Annotated in this window: 20 protein-coding genes; all 20 read left to right on the top strand. The window is 41.4% G+C overall.

Annotation, left to right across the window (positions count from 1 at the left end; translation table 11 throughout):
• Window positions 1–149 precede the first annotated feature (149 nt).
• The 20 genes from G475_RS0112840 (at window position 150) to G475_RS0112740 (ending at window position 16,648) form a co-directional block, all read left to right on the top strand.
• Window positions 150–890: a DUF2786 domain-containing protein gene (locus tag G475_RS0112840; protein WP_026701640.1), complete on the top strand. Its 741-nt coding sequence runs from the start codon at window positions 150–152 to the stop codon at window positions 888–890.
• A 20-nt stretch (window positions 891–910) separates the two neighbouring features.
• Window positions 911–1,108 (top strand): AAA family ATPase, encoded by a 198-nt coding sequence (locus G475_RS0112835; RefSeq protein ID WP_026701639.1) that lies wholly within the window; start codon window positions 911–913, stop codon window positions 1,106–1,108.
• Between the two features lie 82 nt (window positions 1,109–1,190).
• A complete protein-coding gene (locus G475_RS0112830) occupies window positions 1,191–1,385 on the top strand; it encodes a hypothetical protein (RefSeq protein WP_026701638.1) in 195 nt (64 codons plus the stop codon).
• A 391-nt stretch (window positions 1,386–1,776) separates the two neighbouring features.
• Entirely contained in the window at window positions 1,777–2,103 is a 327-nt protein-coding gene (locus G475_RS0112825) for a hypothetical protein (RefSeq protein WP_026701637.1), read from the top strand.
• 216 nt (window positions 2,104–2,319) lie between these two features.
• A complete protein-coding gene (locus G475_RS0112815; protein WP_026701636.1) occupies window positions 2,320–2,706 on the top strand; it encodes a hypothetical protein in 387 nt (128 codons plus the stop codon).
• A gap of 333 nt (window positions 2,707–3,039) precedes the next feature.
• Window positions 3,040–3,420: a hypothetical protein gene (locus tag G475_RS0112810; protein WP_026701635.1), complete on the top strand. Its 381-nt coding sequence runs from the start codon at window positions 3,040–3,042 to the stop codon at window positions 3,418–3,420.
• A 94-nt stretch (window positions 3,421–3,514) separates the two neighbouring features.
• Window positions 3,515–5,908 carry a DNA topoisomerase 3 gene (locus G475_RS25010; protein ID WP_051302494.1) on the top strand — a complete coding sequence of 798 codons (2,394 nt, stop codon included), beginning with the start codon at window positions 3,515–3,517 and terminating at the stop codon, window positions 5,906–5,908.
• Between the two features lie 268 nt (window positions 5,909–6,176).
• The gene (locus G475_RS0112800) at window positions 6,177–6,428 is read left to right on the top strand and encodes a hypothetical protein (protein WP_026701634.1); all 252 of its coding nucleotides are present in this window, start codon (window positions 6,177–6,179) and stop codon (window positions 6,426–6,428) included.
• Window positions 6,429–6,453: 25 nt separating this feature from the next.
• Window positions 6,454–6,615 (top strand): hypothetical protein, encoded by a 162-nt coding sequence (locus G475_RS27225; RefSeq protein WP_156911691.1) that lies wholly within the window; start codon window positions 6,454–6,456, stop codon window positions 6,613–6,615.
• A gap of 39 nt (window positions 6,616–6,654) precedes the next feature.
• Window positions 6,655–7,185, top strand: a complete 531-nt coding sequence (locus G475_RS0112790) for a hypothetical protein (protein WP_026701633.1) — start codon at window positions 6,655–6,657, stop codon at window positions 7,183–7,185.
• Between the two features lie 35 nt (window positions 7,186–7,220).
• Window positions 7,221–9,470 (top strand): type IV secretory system conjugative DNA transfer family protein, encoded by a 2,250-nt coding sequence (locus G475_RS26830; RefSeq protein ID WP_084414110.1) that lies wholly within the window; start codon window positions 7,221–7,223, stop codon window positions 9,468–9,470.
• Between the two features lie 41 nt (window positions 9,471–9,511).
• The gene (locus tag G475_RS0112780; RefSeq protein WP_026701632.1) at window positions 9,512–10,375 is read left to right on the top strand and encodes a hypothetical protein; all 864 of its coding nucleotides are present in this window, start codon (window positions 9,512–9,514) and stop codon (window positions 10,373–10,375) included.
• Between the two features lie 14 nt (window positions 10,376–10,389).
• Window positions 10,390–11,151, top strand: coding sequence for a hypothetical protein (locus G475_RS0112775; RefSeq protein WP_026701631.1), 762 nt, complete (start codon window positions 10,390–10,392; stop codon window positions 11,149–11,151).
• Between the two features lie 43 nt (window positions 11,152–11,194).
• The gene (locus G475_RS26390) at window positions 11,195–12,418 is read left to right on the top strand and encodes a murein hydrolase activator EnvC family protein (RefSeq protein ID WP_051302492.1); all 1,224 of its coding nucleotides are present in this window, start codon (window positions 11,195–11,197) and stop codon (window positions 12,416–12,418) included.
• Between the two features lie 91 nt (window positions 12,419–12,509).
• On the top strand, window positions 12,510–12,677 hold the full coding sequence (locus G475_RS26825) for a helix-turn-helix domain-containing protein (protein WP_169728525.1): 168 nt from the start codon (window positions 12,510–12,512) through the stop codon (window positions 12,675–12,677).
• Between the two features lie 413 nt (window positions 12,678–13,090).
• The gene (locus G475_RS0112760; RefSeq protein ID WP_026701630.1) at window positions 13,091–13,411 is read left to right on the top strand and encodes a hypothetical protein; all 321 of its coding nucleotides are present in this window, start codon (window positions 13,091–13,093) and stop codon (window positions 13,409–13,411) included.
• Window positions 13,412–13,432: 21 nt separating this feature from the next.
• Window positions 13,433–14,272: an ORF6N domain-containing protein gene (locus G475_RS26385; protein WP_051302490.1), complete on the top strand. Its 840-nt coding sequence runs from the start codon at window positions 13,433–13,435 to the stop codon at window positions 14,270–14,272.
• Window positions 14,273–14,296: 24 nt separating this feature from the next.
• Window positions 14,297–15,559: an ERF family protein gene (locus G475_RS26380; protein WP_051302488.1), complete on the top strand. Its 1,263-nt coding sequence runs from the start codon at window positions 14,297–14,299 to the stop codon at window positions 15,557–15,559.
• Window positions 15,560–15,562: 3 nt separating this feature from the next.
• The gene (locus tag G475_RS0112745) at window positions 15,563–15,856 is read left to right on the top strand and encodes a hypothetical protein (protein ID WP_026701629.1); all 294 of its coding nucleotides are present in this window, start codon (window positions 15,563–15,565) and stop codon (window positions 15,854–15,856) included.
• A gap of 18 nt (window positions 15,857–15,874) precedes the next feature.
• On the top strand, window positions 15,875–16,648 hold the full coding sequence (locus G475_RS0112740) for a hypothetical protein (RefSeq protein WP_026701628.1): 774 nt from the start codon (window positions 15,875–15,877) through the stop codon (window positions 16,646–16,648).
• Window positions 16,649–16,651 lie beyond the last annotated feature (3 nt).

Here is a 16,651-nt window from a genome sequence, read left to right as displayed (position 1 = left end):
AAAGAGGAATCGATATAGGAGAATTAGTGATGTCATTGAGATGTTCTAATTCCAACGAGGTATAGAGATGGGATAACGAAAAAACGATGACAGAACGTTTATGTCGATTTAAAAATTTGAACCAATAGGAGTAGAAAGGTAGTGACATAATGGGAAGTCAAGTGAACACTAAAAATGACTATATTATCAAAAAAATAACACGACTGCTTGCTCTGGCGGAAGATAACTCCAATGAACATGAAGCGCAGTCAGCTTTTCTCATGGCCCAAAAACTAATGCTGAAAAACAACATCGCCATGGATGAAATTCAGGTTTCGGATGGCAAAAGAAATATTGAGGAAGGCCAGGTCACAACCCACAAAAGACTGCACTGGTGGGAGAGGAAATTGGGCATTATTATGGCCAATAATTTCCGGGTGAAAAATTTTATAAATTGGAAAAAAAACTCTAGTAGGGGAAACCGGAAATCAGCTGTTTGTTTTATGGGGTATGACAAGGATGTCCAGCTGGCCAAAGAGATGTACCTGTTAGCTTATGAAGCTATCACGCTGCTGTCTAAAAATTTTATTGATGGTTACTACAAAGAAAACGACATAGAACGGACGCAGTATAACACATTATCTATCAAAAACTCCTATATAAATGGTTTTTTGAGCGGGCTGGAAGAGAAATTCGAAGAACAAATTGAACAAATTAAAGCAGAAGAAAATGCTTTAATGGTGCTGGTTCCCAAAGAGGTAGAAGATAAATTTGAGGAGGAAATAACGGGGAAATCTAAAAGTTTTAAAATACCGTCTATTAGCGAAATTCAAGCGTATCAGACAGGGTATGAAGATGGAAACAAGATTGATTACACACGCTCTACGATTGACGAATATGCGGAGTTTTAGGAAAGAAAGGGTGCATAAACATGGGAATTGCTGAGAAAGTTATGTCCGATAACTTGATAATTACTGGAGAACCGGGGAGTGGGAAAACATTCGCCATTACTAAAATTGTCGAAGAGCTAGTCAGACGCAAGAAAAATTTTGTTTCAAAGGAGCTTCGTTTAGGTGAAGGAATTCTTTATTCTGCACCTGATAGTCCTGAATTAGTTTCATTTCGCTAACAACCCCAAAATGAGACAAAGGATAAAGAATAGTCTCAAAGAAAATCAGACGGATTATGCGAGATAAGGAAGGGTGAACAAGATGGAGTTATCTATTTCAGAACAAAGAAAGGCTATTCATTATGCTGTTCTGCATTTGAGAAAAGAAGTGAAAGAAATTAATGAAAGTATTGAAATAGAAAAAGACCACACATTGAAAAAACTATTGAGGAACAGATTAAAAGAATTGGAATGCGATTTAGACTACTTCGAGAAAGCAAATGAAGAATTGTCTTAATGAACATTTCGACGATTGTAAGATTCGATTCTGATTAAAAAGGGTGAGTTTGTTTGAAGGAAGAATTATTTGTCATAAATTTATTTGCTATTGTCTTTTCCTTAGGCATTATAATGGGGATTTTTTCACCTATAAGCAAACCTCTAAGCAAGTTTAAGAAAAAATTATTGCTTTTGTCGATATGCTGTTTTTTTATAAATTTTTATACAATAGGAACTTATTAAATATAAGATTTTCATAGTACGACGATTATGTTTATGGGACAAATTAAATAAAGGAGTGGAAGAAGGTGAACGATAACAAAGAATGGGTTTTGACGATTAACTAGCATGATGGAAAAAGAATACTTAACGGAACGATACTAAAATGTCATAAAGTGAGGTTGCTGTTTATGAAACAAGTAACAATAGAACATATGAAAAAAATACAACATAAAATTATTCTTTTCCTGATTTTAGGCCTTGGAATCGGGGGAATGTGCGGAGCCACCTTAATGGTTAGTTCTCTTGCAGAGGCATATGATCTCCCTTTTGCAACCGGATTTATTGTACCATTGGTAGTAGGTTTGATAGCGGCTATCGTTAGTAATTACAGGGAAATTAAAAAAGGTTCAAAAGAAAAGATTACTGGTATTATTTTGACAGTTATATTTATTGTGATAATGGGTTATCTTTTTATGAATCCTGGAACTTTGACTAAATTTATAGAGTTTTTCTAAAGGATTGAGAAAAGAGAGGTACCCATTCACCAATTCACCAGTTGAGAACAGATGATTTTATGCGAAGGAGGATTAGCAATGTCTAAATGCAAAAAATGCGGAGCAAAAACGCCAAAAGAGGACACTTACTGCAAGTCTTGCGAAGTAAAGATTCTCATGAGGTAACACTCATCCCTAGTACGGCGCATGAGGTGACAATAGTAAGGAGAGCTTCTGATGTCTGACATATTTATGGTGATTGATATACTTTTAATGTGGTTGCTTTTGATAGCACTTGCAGTGCTACTCTTATGTGTTTTGTGGGCAATGATTTCTTCTGTTGTTCTTAAAGCTAAAGGGTATAACAATGACTTGCGTTTGCCGATTGAAAATGTAGAATCAGCTTATGAAAATGAAATAAAAATACGTGAAAGGTTGGGATATCTCCAAATATCCTTTAAAGCCAGAGGACTTTTAGGAGACAGCGATACGGTTTCAGACTTAATCAGAAAAATCAAGAACTATGACCTTTCCCTTCATAATTTGGAAGTCTTAAATGACGTATTACAGATTAAGGTTGGGATATTCAGGATTACATGTTCCCAAGATAAACGTAATGTGTGAAGTGATGGATACTAATTATTGTCATTTGCTCTTAAAGTTCCAGATACTTTATACAGGTATTTCGAATTGGATGTAGTGGAATTTAATGAAATATTATCCTTGCTATAATATAAGGGAAGACACACCGTCTGTGGAAGCCGGAAGTATTTAGCAAGCAATTGTTTCTTCCGTCTAAAGTGAAATTTAAACAACTTTATTATTTCTGTTCAATACTACCTAAAAGCTGTTCACTAGAAGAAGGTTCATCCTTGAAATAAACATAACTATTAATAGAAATGGAAGTAAAAACACAAGTGTATATGTTTATGTCTTCACTTATGTATAAAAATAACGGTGAAAGGAGGAATTATAATCATTCAGTTAGAGTATTACAAAAATAAAATTGTCATCCAAAATGAAAGCAACGTTACTTTTTATATCGGAACATTCCGTGGCCCTGTTGGTAAACTCTTTCATGGTATTCCCAGGGTAATTATTAATACCACATATGTGAAGGTAGAAGACCTTGAAAAAACGTCTTTCCCCCGCTACCTTATGCAGAAACCCGGAAAAAAATTATGGCCGACTTATCAAGAACTTTTAGATATGAAAGTTATTCCACCGGGGGAGACGATTTGGGAAAGGGACCAAGAATGCTTAAAAAAAGCATGGAAGCAGTTACCACGGCAATTAGGAAAATTAAATCTTTCTGTTTATAGTACAAGGATTAGTTGAACTTATATGACGGAAAAAATAATACAAAGGCAAGTAAACAATCACTCCAATAAAGAGTGATTGTTTTTTATTATACATGAAGGGAGAAATAGATATGTCTACGTTGGTTATTGCTGAAAAACCCGATATGGGCGCAAAAATTGCGAATGTGTTGATGCAGGGACAAGGCAGCAAACGGAAAGGGTACATTGAAGGAAATGGATACTATGTTACATGGGCCATCGGCCATCTCATTGGTTTTCCACCGGCAGACTTTTATGATTCGAAGTATAAAACATGGAACCTGGAGGATTTACCGATCATTCCTGACCCCTTTCAATTAATAGCAGATCCAAAAAAAATGGAGCAAATTAAGATTATTCGAGAGTTGGCAGAACAATCTAATATGATCATCAATGCCTGTGATGCCGGACGTGAAGGCCAGTATATCTTTGAACGTATTTATCGTCATTTACGCCTGCTGCATCCGGTAAAACGATTATGGACGAAATCATTAACAGAAAATGGCCTGAAAACCGCTTTCCAATTATTGAAAAACAATAGTGACTATCAGCATTTGTATGCCGCAGCAGATGCTAGAGCCAAAGCAGATTGGCTAATTGGTATAAACGGTACGCGGGCGTTATCCGTACAGCATCAGGCTAAATTGAGTATAGGACGGGTTCAGACCCCGACACTTGCGATGGTTTATGATCGGGCCCTGGCCATCGAAAACCACGTCAAAAAGACGCGTTATGATGTCTCTGTTACCTTTACACAAGGGAATGAACAATACACTGGGATCCGGGAAGGAGAAGAAATAGCGGACCGTGAAAAAGCAGACCGTATTGCTGAGCAAATCCAGGGAAAACAGGGGACCATTCATTATTATGAGAAAGAAAAAGGAAAAGAATCCGCCCCAAAACTTTTTGATTTGGCAACCCTTCAGACAGAAGCCAATAAACAGTACGGATTCACCCTGCAGCAGACGCTGGATACAGCCCAAAAGTTATATGAAAAACATGAGAGTATTACTTACCCTCGGACCGATTCACGTTTTGTGACCGATGATGAAATCCCGATGATGCTGCAAGTATTTGATGCCGTAAAACCAAGGTTTCTCAAGATGGAGATGCAAGGGGCGGACCAGGCCAAAAAAGAAATTGTCTCCCCGCAATGCCGCCGGGTGTGCAATCCTGATAAAGTAGGGGACCACCATGCGATCCTGCCGACTGAAAACATTCCAGCAAAAGGGCAATTGTCCGAAACGGAGCAGCAATTATATGTTATGATCACTCGTCGCTTTTTCCTTCAGTTTTTTGAACCGGCAACGTTTATGAAACATAAAATACAAACGAAAGTCGGCTCCCATTATTTTCGGACCACCGTGAAAGAGTGGGTAGAAAAGGGGTGGCGGCAAACATTGCAGGAACAAGATGATGAGGAAGAGAAAGAAAACACCAGGAATACCTTTAGCATAGATCCGGATACAGCCGTTCATCTAGCCCACGCTGAAACAAAAGAACGGGTCAGTCAACCGCCGAAACCATATACCGAAGGAACACTGGTGAAAGATATGGAAGCGGCGGGGAAAAAGCTCGACGATGAAGAAATGAAAGCCGCTATCAAGGACACCGGATTAGGAACGCCGGCAACCAGGGCTGCGATAGTCGAACGGTTGAAAAATGTGGAGTATATAATGGAAAAGGGAAAACATCTGACTATTACGGCCAAAGGACGTTCGCTGATTGAATTGCTGCGACAAACAAGCATCCATACCCTCACCTCGGCAGAATTAACAGGCGAATGGGAAAAACGTCTTCATGATATTGCCAGAGGCTACGAGGATCCAGAAAAAATGCTTTCTGGGATCAAACCTTTCACCTCTTTGATGGTGAGCGAGATTCAAAAAATGGAAAAGCAGAACATGCAGGTTACCGAGGTGATTACCTCCTGCCCGTGCTGCCAGCAGGGAAATATTATAGAAACCCAAAAAGCCTTTGGCTGCGATAGATGGAAAAGTGGCTGCTCCTTTAAGATATGGAAAAAAACTTATGGCCAAAAAAAGATTACCAAAAAACAATGCTTCGACTTGATTGAAAAAGGAAAAACATCCCTTCTGACGTTTTACAACAAGGAAAACAAGAAGTATAAAGGCAGACTGTGTTTAACATCAATATCGGATGGCAGAATAGAATTAGAATTTGAAAATAAAACACCAAAATCGCTAGGGACATGCCCCAAATGCGGGAACGGGGAAGTATTAGATCGAAAAAAGTTATATGGCTGCTCCAATTATCCGAACTGCCGATTTCATGTGTTTAAAACGCTTGCCGGCAAGAAGCTTCAAACGCGAATCATCCAACAATTATTGAGCGAAAGAGAAACCGAGATGATGGAGGGTTTCATATCGAAAAAAGGAAAGAGTTTTAAAGCCTACTTAGTTCTAAATGAGCAACAGCAGGTCGAATTTCGTTTTCCCAACACAAACATCAACCATTTTTATTAACAATACGTAAAAAAAAGTACTTTTTAAGGTATGAATTATACAAAATTTTAAAATTGTACTTGCCTATCCGCTTTTCCTTTGATATATTTTACGTATAGTGATAACCCATTAAACAAGGTTATTTCCAACTACCCCCCGTGCCAATTCTATATCTTTGGCAAACCACCGAACCCTCGGAGTTTGCTCGTTATGAGAACGAGTGACTTCGAGGGTTCTTTTTTATGAAAATGATTGTCATTCAATTCTATCAATGTTTGGAGGTGCAGATGTGGCTCATACCACACAGCAGCAAGAATACGAAGAGAACATGATTAAGGAATGGAAACAGATATGTGGAACCTTTCAACCGGATCCAGAAATTATGAAGCAACTATCGGAATTGGAAGCACCTATTCAGGAGACATTGTACGAAGCGTTTCTTGAATGCGCCAAGGACGACATCCTTTTTCTTCTTATGACTTACAAACTAAGCGAGCAACAGGAAAAGATGCATTCTTATCCGGACGCGCCGGAACTGTAGGAGTAGGAAAGGAGAAAAATAAGGCATGAATGTTTGCCAAGTTAAAGGAACACTGAAACGGTTTTCCCTATCCACGATGCTGATTGGTCTGACGTTGAGTGCAGCAATCATGCTGCCTTTTGGCCACAATTTTGAACATATGGCGCCTGGATCCATGGAAGTTTTGGATCAACATAGCATCAGCTGACGGTTAGCGGCAGCCTGATTTGATGGAAAGGATAGAGCGATGAGTATTATAGCAATGTTCTTGCTGTATCTCGGTTCCATTTTCTTTGCCTTCATCTCCGCTTTTTCAAAATGGATGGCTGTGATAGTCGGCGTACCGTTATTACTGTTCACGCTCTCAAGGCTCCGCAAGTATTTCGGATATGCACCAATGATTTTTGCCGGCATGGCTTCCTGGGTATCGCTGCTTTCTATGGCTAATGTGATGCTGGAATGGCCGATTCACCGTATCCTGATGTTGATCCTGACGGTGATCAGCAGTGTCATGGTAGGTGTAGGCATCCTGCTTAGTTACCGCAAACATTATCACCAGGAGCCAAAAATCAAACTGAAAGTGCGGGAGCGGCCGGCCACAGCGAAAGAAAAACTGCAGCAATATGATGAACGCATTCGTTTCAAAAAACAGAAAGCGGCCAAGTATGGATGGATTGGCTGGTTTATGACCGAGGAAGATGAACAAGAAGCGGAAACAGAACTTTATTTTGTGTTAGGAAGAAGCGTTGAATTGGATAAAGAAAAAACGAAAGACTGAGGACAAGCGGTGAAAAGGGAAGGAGGTGTGGAAGCATGATCGAGCAGTTGGAAGATAAAAACAATACCGATCTGTTGTCTTGGGGAGGGTCGGATCCTTTCACCCACACGCTGATTGTCGGGCCGACACGGTGCGGAAAGAGTGCGATGGTAATCAAACCAATTATTCTGCAAATTCTCGAATACCGTGCACGCGGTATACCAGCCGGATTAACATGTATAGAGCCCAAAGGGGATATCGTCCGGGCGGTTAAAGAAATTTGTGATGAATTAGAGGTACCGTATCATTACATCGATCCGGCCTATCCGGATGAATCCGAAGCGTTGAATGTGATGAAGGGGCCGAAAACAGACATCGCAGAAGCCACTGTCGCCGTGCTGAAATCCATGTTCGGAAAGCAGGAAGCCTTCTTCCAAACGATCCAGGAATTGTCCTCTCGGAAAATTACATTGCTTTTGAAAACGTTGTACGGAGACAACATGTACCTGATAGATGTCTTGAAGAACCTCCGGAATGAAAAACTGCTGAAAAAGAATGTGGAAAAATTGCGCCAGTCGAAGCTGGATCCGGATTTGGTTGACTTCTTCGATAATGAGCTGTTAAACGGCAAAGATTCGGAGAAGTTCCGACAACTGGTTTTGGGCCTCAGAGCTCAACTGGATAACTTGATGTCGAACGATTATCTACGTCCCTTGATCTCTCGTAAAAGTGATATGGATTTAGACCGTCACTTTGAGGAGGGTGGTGTTCTTTGCATTAATACTGCTTTGGGCATGTTGGGTTCAGCTGGCGATGCATTCGGGCAATTTGTTGCGATGCACATGCAATTGGCCACGTTCCGCCGGAAAGGAACAGAAGATACACGGGTGCCTCATTACTTAATTATTGATGAATACAGCCGTTATATTAACCCGGATGTGGAAAGGTTTTTATCGATTGCAGCGGAATACAGAGTAGCCGGTATTTTTGCCTGTCAGTCCCTGGGGCAGTTAGAAGTCGAATCCGGACAAACCAATGCGACTGCCATGAAAAAAGCGATTCTGACCTCCTGCCGGAATAAGATCTTCTTTGGAGGACTGGCAGCTGATGACGCCCAGGAAGTCTCTAAGGAAATGGGCGCGGATCTCATGGAGGTTACAGAAAAACGGTATGACGGTCATCTGCTCAAGCAGTGGCAGCCGAAAATGACAGCCGACCGTGAAGAGGAAAAAGAGCGTTTTACGTATTCCATGATTATGGACGGTCTACCCAAGTTCCATTTTATATATAAGCTGCTACAGGATGGAGCTCCGCAACCCCCCGGTGTTGGTGTAGGTTCTTTCATCCCTCGGGATCCACAGGATCTTCGAGCTCACTTTCAAATGATCAAAAATTACACCCTGGAAAAAGAGGAACAAGAAATTCGCCAGCAGCAAGTTCCTAAGTGGAATGTCAAAGCTCGAATTGAACAAAAAAAGCGGCTGGCTATTTTGAACCGTAAACTCGTGGAGAAACAGAAACAAAAGCAAAAACTGGATGAATTGTTTGAGTCGAATCCGTTTGCATTCCAGGAGAAAGACAACTTAGATCGTTCAAAGGAGGAAGCTGAAAAAGGTTCCTCTTCATTACCCATATCCTTGGTAAATAATAAGGATGGTGAGAACGAACATGATACTAAAACATCATATACGCCTATTCAATACCATTCACGAAGACAAAGAGAAGAAATGCAAACAGAGGCAGAAGACCAAGACAGCGGAGGGTCAATAGAACAAACAGAAACACAAGTGGAAACAAAAGTATATGTACAACCGGAAACAAATGTGTATTCACAAACCTATCTTTCTCATGAGGGGAATACTTCGGTGGAGGAGCAGCATCAAAAAGTCACCCCTCCCCTGGATGAAGATGCTTCATCAGCGTCGGACAGGAATCATCAAGAAAATGAAAGCCAAGACAGTCTCTCACCGATTTCAGATGAAGTACCTACAGAAGTAGAGGGAGGGAAACATAACCAAGCCCCTCCCGCTCCATGGCTGGAAAAGGAAACAAAGGACATTCCTCTATCTCTTAGCGACAACGAGATCGAAACCGAAGAAAAGACAACTACCACTCCGGCTGCCTCCATAGCAAAAGCAAATGAATCTGTATCTGAACAAGCGGAAAAAGAGCAAAAAGGGGAGACATCTAATGCTATTCCCACTCGAGCCAAGCAGGAGAGCGAAACGCAAGGACAGGCGGATGACTCCCCCAAAGACCAGAAAGAACCAAGACAGCAAAAAGAAAACATTGAAAATTTCTTTTAAGCACTGAGTTAAAGGAACAAAAATTTTAGGAGGATGACACAATGAGTGAAGAAGCAATGATGGATATTTTCGTCGATGGGTATCAAAGTGAACAACCGGCAACACCGGAGGAAGAAATGCAGCGTTCCATGGAAAAAGTGTACTCGGCTAGGCAGAACAGTACGATTTTGAACGCTGAAATGATCGCGATTGAAGAACACGGCCAAGGCGAGGAGCAGCGAAATTGCGCAGTTATACGAATCGGCCACATGAAAGGCATCATCCCGATGGAGTATATGGAAGCCAAAGATTACCGGCAGCTCCGGAACATGATGGGAACGCAGCTTTCGTTTAAGGTGATCGGTATTGACCGTGAACGAGATTTGTTCATCGGCAGTAGACAAGCAGCAATGGAACATATGAGAGGTTCAACGTTTAACAGGCTGGAAGAAAAGGGTGTCGGCGTCACGGTAGCGGCTAGTGTGCGGTTTGTACAGCGGGATGTTCTAATTCTTCAAATCGGTGGCATTGAGACCTCTATGAACGTTAGTGAGTATGACTATGCCTGGGTATCTGATCTTCGCCAGGAGGTAAGCATCGAAGATACAATGCATGTGAAAATATTAGATTTTGACCGGGAAAGCGGGCAAATCCGGGTCAGCCGAAAACAAGCACGACCGAACCCGTGGGAAAGTGTCCGGCAATTCTTCACCGAAAACAATGAATACGTGGGGTATGTTTCCGGTGTCGTGGAATACGGAAATTTTATCAATCTGATGCCCGGTATTGACTGCTTAGCTCCTCATATGAAGTTTGAAGCATTAAACGCCGGCGATAAAGTAACGGTGAGAATCCGAGATATTCAACAGGATGAACAAAAAATCAACGCTCGCGTCGTTAATATCTTAAAGCGACACAAAGGATAGTTGGTGTTGATGGTATGGATGTTAAATTATCCCCTTTATCGGCGTTTCACGAGTATAAAATAAGGTGGAAGCGACTTCTTACAACAGAAACGCCTGTCCCACAGGGATTACAAATAAATAGCGAAAAAGAACGACGAGCATTGGAAGCCATTCAAGCTGTTGGAGTGATCGGTAAATCCCAACTCTTTCACCAGTATTTGGGTCGTAATAAAAAGAAATTAAAAAAGATGGAAAACTTCCGTCTGATCAAACGGCATGAACTCGTGAAAAACAATGACAGCATTCCTGTATACACCCTGGGAGCCACCGGTCTTAAAGTATTAGGGGTTCCCGAAAAAGGTAATACATGGTTTCAGATGACAGAGTGGATGGTTTTAGAACGGATCCTTTTTTTTCAGTTATTTGCCAAACTGAAAGATGTATATGAAGACTTGGAAATCTGTGGTACGAGTGCCCCTTTCGTAGGGGCGCTCTACTCCAACTTTCACCAAAAGCACTTCGATATTTTGGTGGTACGGCAGAACGAAGAACAGATACGAGACCAATTGACACAGTTTACCAGCAAGCATCCGATTCTGTGTATTTGTGAAGACCTAATCTATCTGGAGTCGATGAATGATATATTAAAAGAGTTAAAAATCCGGGTTACTACGGACTACGATATCAAGCAATGCTCTTTTGAAGAAATGTTCTATCTTTGGTATAACGCGTCATGGCAAAAACAGCACGAAGTATTAAGACATTTGGATAATGATAAAGCCGTCCATGGTACGTGACAACGTAAAGGACGGCTTTTTTATAGAAATGGAGGCTATTTACATGCCAATCAATACAAAGAGAATCCGATTAACGGCAGCTGTTTGTTTATTGCTATTGTTTGCTACGCAGCCCGCAATAACAGACGCAGCGACCATTGAAACACTGGAAGAGCAGAAAGAAGAAACGATAGAACAACAAAAAAAACACCATGCTCAGCTTCGCCAACTCCAGGAATATATGGCTTCGTTGGAAGAAAGAGAAGCGGATATTCAAGAGGAGATAAAAGAATATGACAGGAGGATGACCATTGTAAGCGAAAAACGGTATGAGATGGAACGGGATATTAAAAAGCAGCAAGAAAAAATCGAAGAAACCAATGGGGAGATTGACCAGCAAACAGAAGCCATGGAATCGTATCAGTCGTATTTTAGTGAACGGGCCCGGGCTATGTATCAATCGGACAACATAGATAGAGGAGCCGCCCCGCTGATTAAAATTTTTCTGGAGTCGGAATCATTCGGAACTTTTATCAGTAACATCGTGAATCAACAGACGATCCTCCACTACGATGATGAAATGTATCAAAAGTTTGTAAACACCAATCAGGCTCTTCAAGAGGAAAGAGCCAACAAAAAAGAGGAATTAACAAAGTTAAATGAGAAACAGGATACGTTACAGCTTTTAACCGAACGGTATGAAGCATTACACCAGGAACGCCAGGACTATATGGAGGAATTGGTCTCAGAAATCGAAGAGACGGCTGAAAAACAAAGCCAAACCCGGGAGTATATCGAACAGACGGAGCGGCAGACCAATCAGTTAGAACAACAAATTCGAGCAAGGGAAAACAGAGCCTCACAAGCGGTAAAATCAATGGATATAGAAGGTTCACCATTCATCACGCCCGTCAATAGTGGATATATCTCTTCCAATTTTGGTAGAAGATGGGGGAAAATGCATTATGGGACAGATTATGGTGTTCCTATGCAAACGAGTGTAAAAGCCGCTGCTGCTGGAACCGTCCAACGTGCATCCTATATGAATGGATATGGTAATGCTGTTATTCTACGCCACACGATCAACGGTCAAACGTATGAGACGCTGTACGCCCATTTAAGCCACGATATGGTGGAAGAGGGGCAGAAGGTTAGGAAGGGGGAAGAAATCGCAAAATCAGGCAATTCTGGCCACTCCCTGGGGCCTCATTTACATTTTGAAACACATGTTGGTACTTGGAATGGTGAAAAATCCAATGCCGTGGATCCTCAAACGTTTTTAAACTAACGATACAGCCTTCAATGGAGCAAGCGATATAAAGAAAGTAGAAAGGATTATCGGTGCCATGATATCTCGTACAAAACAAAAGGAAGGATACATGATTAAAAAAATGCGAAAAGAACAAGGAATAAGTCAGGAAGACCTCTGTGATGGTATTTGTTCCCAGTCCATGTTGAGTAGAATAGAAAAGGGAGATTATAAAGCATCCTTTCAAACGATCAAACAGTTGGCTCAAAGACTGGGTATAGATATGAACACCATGTAAGAACAAGTTCCGTGCAACAACGGATGCGTTGGAGGAGTCGTCTACATAACAGTCAGTAGATAAAAAGGCGGCAGCGTAAGCTCGTGAATGGAGAGGAGGCCTTGCTATTACGTCTACGACATTGTATAATAATGTCATAGTTCTATTTAAGGTAAGTTATTTCTTCATACCATTCTCCATGAGAGCTAATGGATAGAAGAAAGTGTCGTTTTTCACTTGGATTATTCTATACTTCCCGGAAACCTTTCGCTGGAAGAGAAGAATAAGACGTTTTATGCTTTACTACACAATAGGTTACACAGGCGTAGGATCGCCTTGTAATATAATCAAACGCACAATATGCGCATCGAAATGTAAGGGACATCCTTTCTTTCGGTGCGCTTTTTTTGTGCACAAAAAAGGAGGAATTCAGAATGCAGACAAAGGTACGACTAACCTATTACCGCGTTCGAGGGGATGAACAGATTGGCGTGAAGGCAGAGATTATTCAAGGAGATGTTCTTGAATCCGTCTACCTGAATTTCTGTCCACTTGATACCTATGAGGTCAATACAATGGCACCTCCCCACGAACCCATAGCAGTGCCGGCACAAACGGAGACGTTTTTGCTTCCGGATATGGAAACAGCGGTCAATATGTTTGAGAACCATGAAATGTATTTCCATGCAAGCGGTGTAGAGATTTATTACATCGATGTGCTAACTATGGAAATACACAATTTAGCTAAAAAATAGCAGTAACAGGAGGAATCAAAAATGGAATTGGAATTGCGAGAAACCCTGGATGTATGTGGGATGGCTATTCCATGCATTGCTGGTGGTTTCGGTAAAAACAAAAAGGCGATGCTTGCTAAGCACGTGGCGGATATTCACGGGAAGACACTCAAAGGTGTCAACCGTGCTATTAATATGAACCGTCACCGCTTCCGCGACCAAGTTGATCTTATCGATCTGAAACGTGAACATTTCCTGGTACATCTCATGCACCAGGGAGTTTTATCGAAGAATGCGGTCAACCGCTCCAGTAATATTTATTTGCTGTCTGAGCGGGGTTACGCCAAGCTGATGAAAATCTTCGATGATGAAAAATCATGGGAGTATTATGATCGGCTGCTCGATGAGTATTTCGACCGCCAGGAGGAATCAGACGAAGCGGGGGCATCACCGGCTGAACTTATTTTAAATTTGGCCCATCAACTGGTGCATCATGAAAACAAAGTGAAGAAAATGGATCAGCAGTATGCTGATACAGCCAATAAAGTAACGTCCATTTCGAATCATTTAACCAAAAAGCCGACCAGGTCACAAATTGTGCATAAGGTGCAGGAATATGCCCGGGTGAGAGGAACACGAAACATTAATACGTGTTGGAATGAAGTTTATCACTTGTTAAAAGCCAAGTATGGAATCGACATTCTTACACGGGTGAAAAATCGAAAAGATTATATTCAGGGCAAGCGGCTTCAGGAGACCGGCAAAGTCTACGCTCCTTCCACCCTGGAGAAAAAAGTGAATGGCTTGGACATTATCTTTGAAGAAGCCTTTGAGCAGGAAACGATGGATATTGTCGCCGGATTAATCAGTCAAAAATACTAATCCAAAACCAAGGAGGACATACCTATGAGTAACGAAAAACAAATAGAAAATATCTTTCAAAAATTATTGAGAGTGAGAAAGGCCATTCCTTATATTCAGAAACAGGCACAGGGGGATCAATATCAGTATGCTACATCCAGTCAAGTATTAGCGCTTGTTCGTGAACAACTGGATGAAGTTGGACTTATATTGCTAACTAACAATACGGGAAAGGAAGTTAATTTTTTAAACAATAATGCTATCCTTACTGAACTTCACATGGAATATGTCTGGGTCAACGCGGACAATCCGGAGGAAACGGTAACTGTTCCATTTTATGCTCAAGGGATGGATTATGGTACTGAAAAAGGAGTAGGTAAAGCTCTTACGTATGGGGAGAAGAACTTTTTATTAAAACAGTTTAATATCCCAACCGATGAGTTGGATCCCGATGCGTTTCAGAGTCAAACGTCAACACCGACATATATCAGCTCCAATCAAGCCAAAGAGTTAAATAATATGGTAGCCGAATTAGGAAAACTTCGTGGATGCAGTCCTGATAATTTCAAGGATGCATTAAATGTCAAAACATTTGAGAAAGTGCAGAAGCAGTATCATAAAGAGATTTATAATAAAGTTAAAGGCTGGCTAGTAAGTGCCCGGCAGCGCGCAAAAGAGAATCAAGGTCAAGAAACCAGAAATACTAAAACCTCAACAAATACCACATCCAAAACATCCCAATCTGAAAAAGTATCAAATCAGAACGAACAAAAAGAACCCACTACAGCTTCAGCTGAACCTTCGACAGAAACAACACCGAAGGAAGGCAAAGACCCCCAAACACATACCTCTATCACCAATTCTCCCAATGAACCAGCTCAAGAATCTCAAGTTAAGCAAGATACCGACAAACAAAATAATGAACAGAACTCAACACCTGCAGATTCATCAGCCGGACCAAGCGAGCAGAATCCTTCCGCTCCCTTCAATAATGCTGAGCAGCCAAAGGTAGAACGTTCGTCTGAAAACCAGGAACCATCCTCGACCTCAACCGCTTCTTCTTCAAATGAAGCGTATGAAGAAGTTGAAATCCAGGAAATAAAGATTTTGAGTAGAGGGGCGCAACTGACAGCGATAAATTACGAGGAGCAGAAAAAGAAACACATTTTTATCAAAGATAATAATCATATAGATGCGCTAGATCAATTACCGGATAGGTCATCCATTAACGTTAAACTCCAGCGACATGGAGAGTTCTTACTGCTCGTGGACTTTCAAGTGTCGAATACCGCTAAAGGAGCCGTATAAGATATGTCGGAAGGGATATCCATTTATCAGGATGGGAGTGGGCTGATTATCGTCCTCCCTTCCTTTACTATCATTCATGGACATCATACTTTTGGCCATATTCTGGTCCGGATCGAAAAACTGGCTGATGACTTATTCGTGACCCATGAATGTCCACTGATGCAGAGAGGAGACTCCTGTGACTGCGTAAAACCAGCATTGGATATATACCTCCACCAGACGCAGGAAGCGTATGAGGACGTTATTTTAGAGCAGCGGAAAGTCAAACTCAAACCGACGATGACGCAATTAATTTAAAGGAAAGGAGAGAAAGCTGTGAGGAATCTTCCTTGTATTATAGAAATCGCAGAAAATCACGGATTGGAGTTGAATCCGAAGACACTGGCCCATACAGAAGTCATGGCAAAGTGTCCGTTCTGCGGAGGCGACGCCAATAAGCCCGGGAAGTACAAGCTTTCTCTCAACCAAGAAAAACGGGTCTTTAAATGCTGGATTTGCAAAGAATCCGGAGGGGTACTGCAGTTTGAAGCTAAACTGACGGGAAAGTCGTTTGCTGAAATAAAGCAAAAATATTATGGAAATCGCAAAACCCCATACCATCCGGCTGAAATGCTTTCCCCACAACAGTTAGAGGCCATTGAATGGCAAAAGGCAAAAAGAGAAAGCTATAATCATTTTCGACAAAATGTGAGCCGTGTCTATGAAGATTGGCACACTCATTGTATTCGCCATAAGCGGCTTGCTTTGGCCAAACTCATTATTGCCGACACCGTCGGCAACGTAAATGAGGTAATCAAAAATATAGAACACGAGGAAGATACATCGTTTGTGCCTGATCTAACGTCCATCGTTTTTGACGCGTTCTCGGAAGCCCAATGGACGGAAACATGGATGATAGAAAGTTTGGAACTGGCTGTATCTGCCTTGCGGACCTCCTTTGTCGATGATGAGGAGGACGGTAAAAATGCCTTGGTTTACCTGATTTTTTTGGAGCGCGACATGAATTTGTCTTCTGAAAAAACAAAAACCATCGATCCTACTGTTGAATCAACAATGGAGCCATCCAAAACAAAACTCGAAATGGCTTAAATA

Source organism: Salibacterium aidingense DSM 18341, from assembly GCF_000429685.1.
GTDB classification, from domain to species: Bacteria; Bacillota; Bacilli; order Bacillales; family Marinococcaceae; genus Salibacterium; species Salibacterium aidingense.
This window is presented reverse-complemented; position numbering and strand designations above follow the sequence as displayed.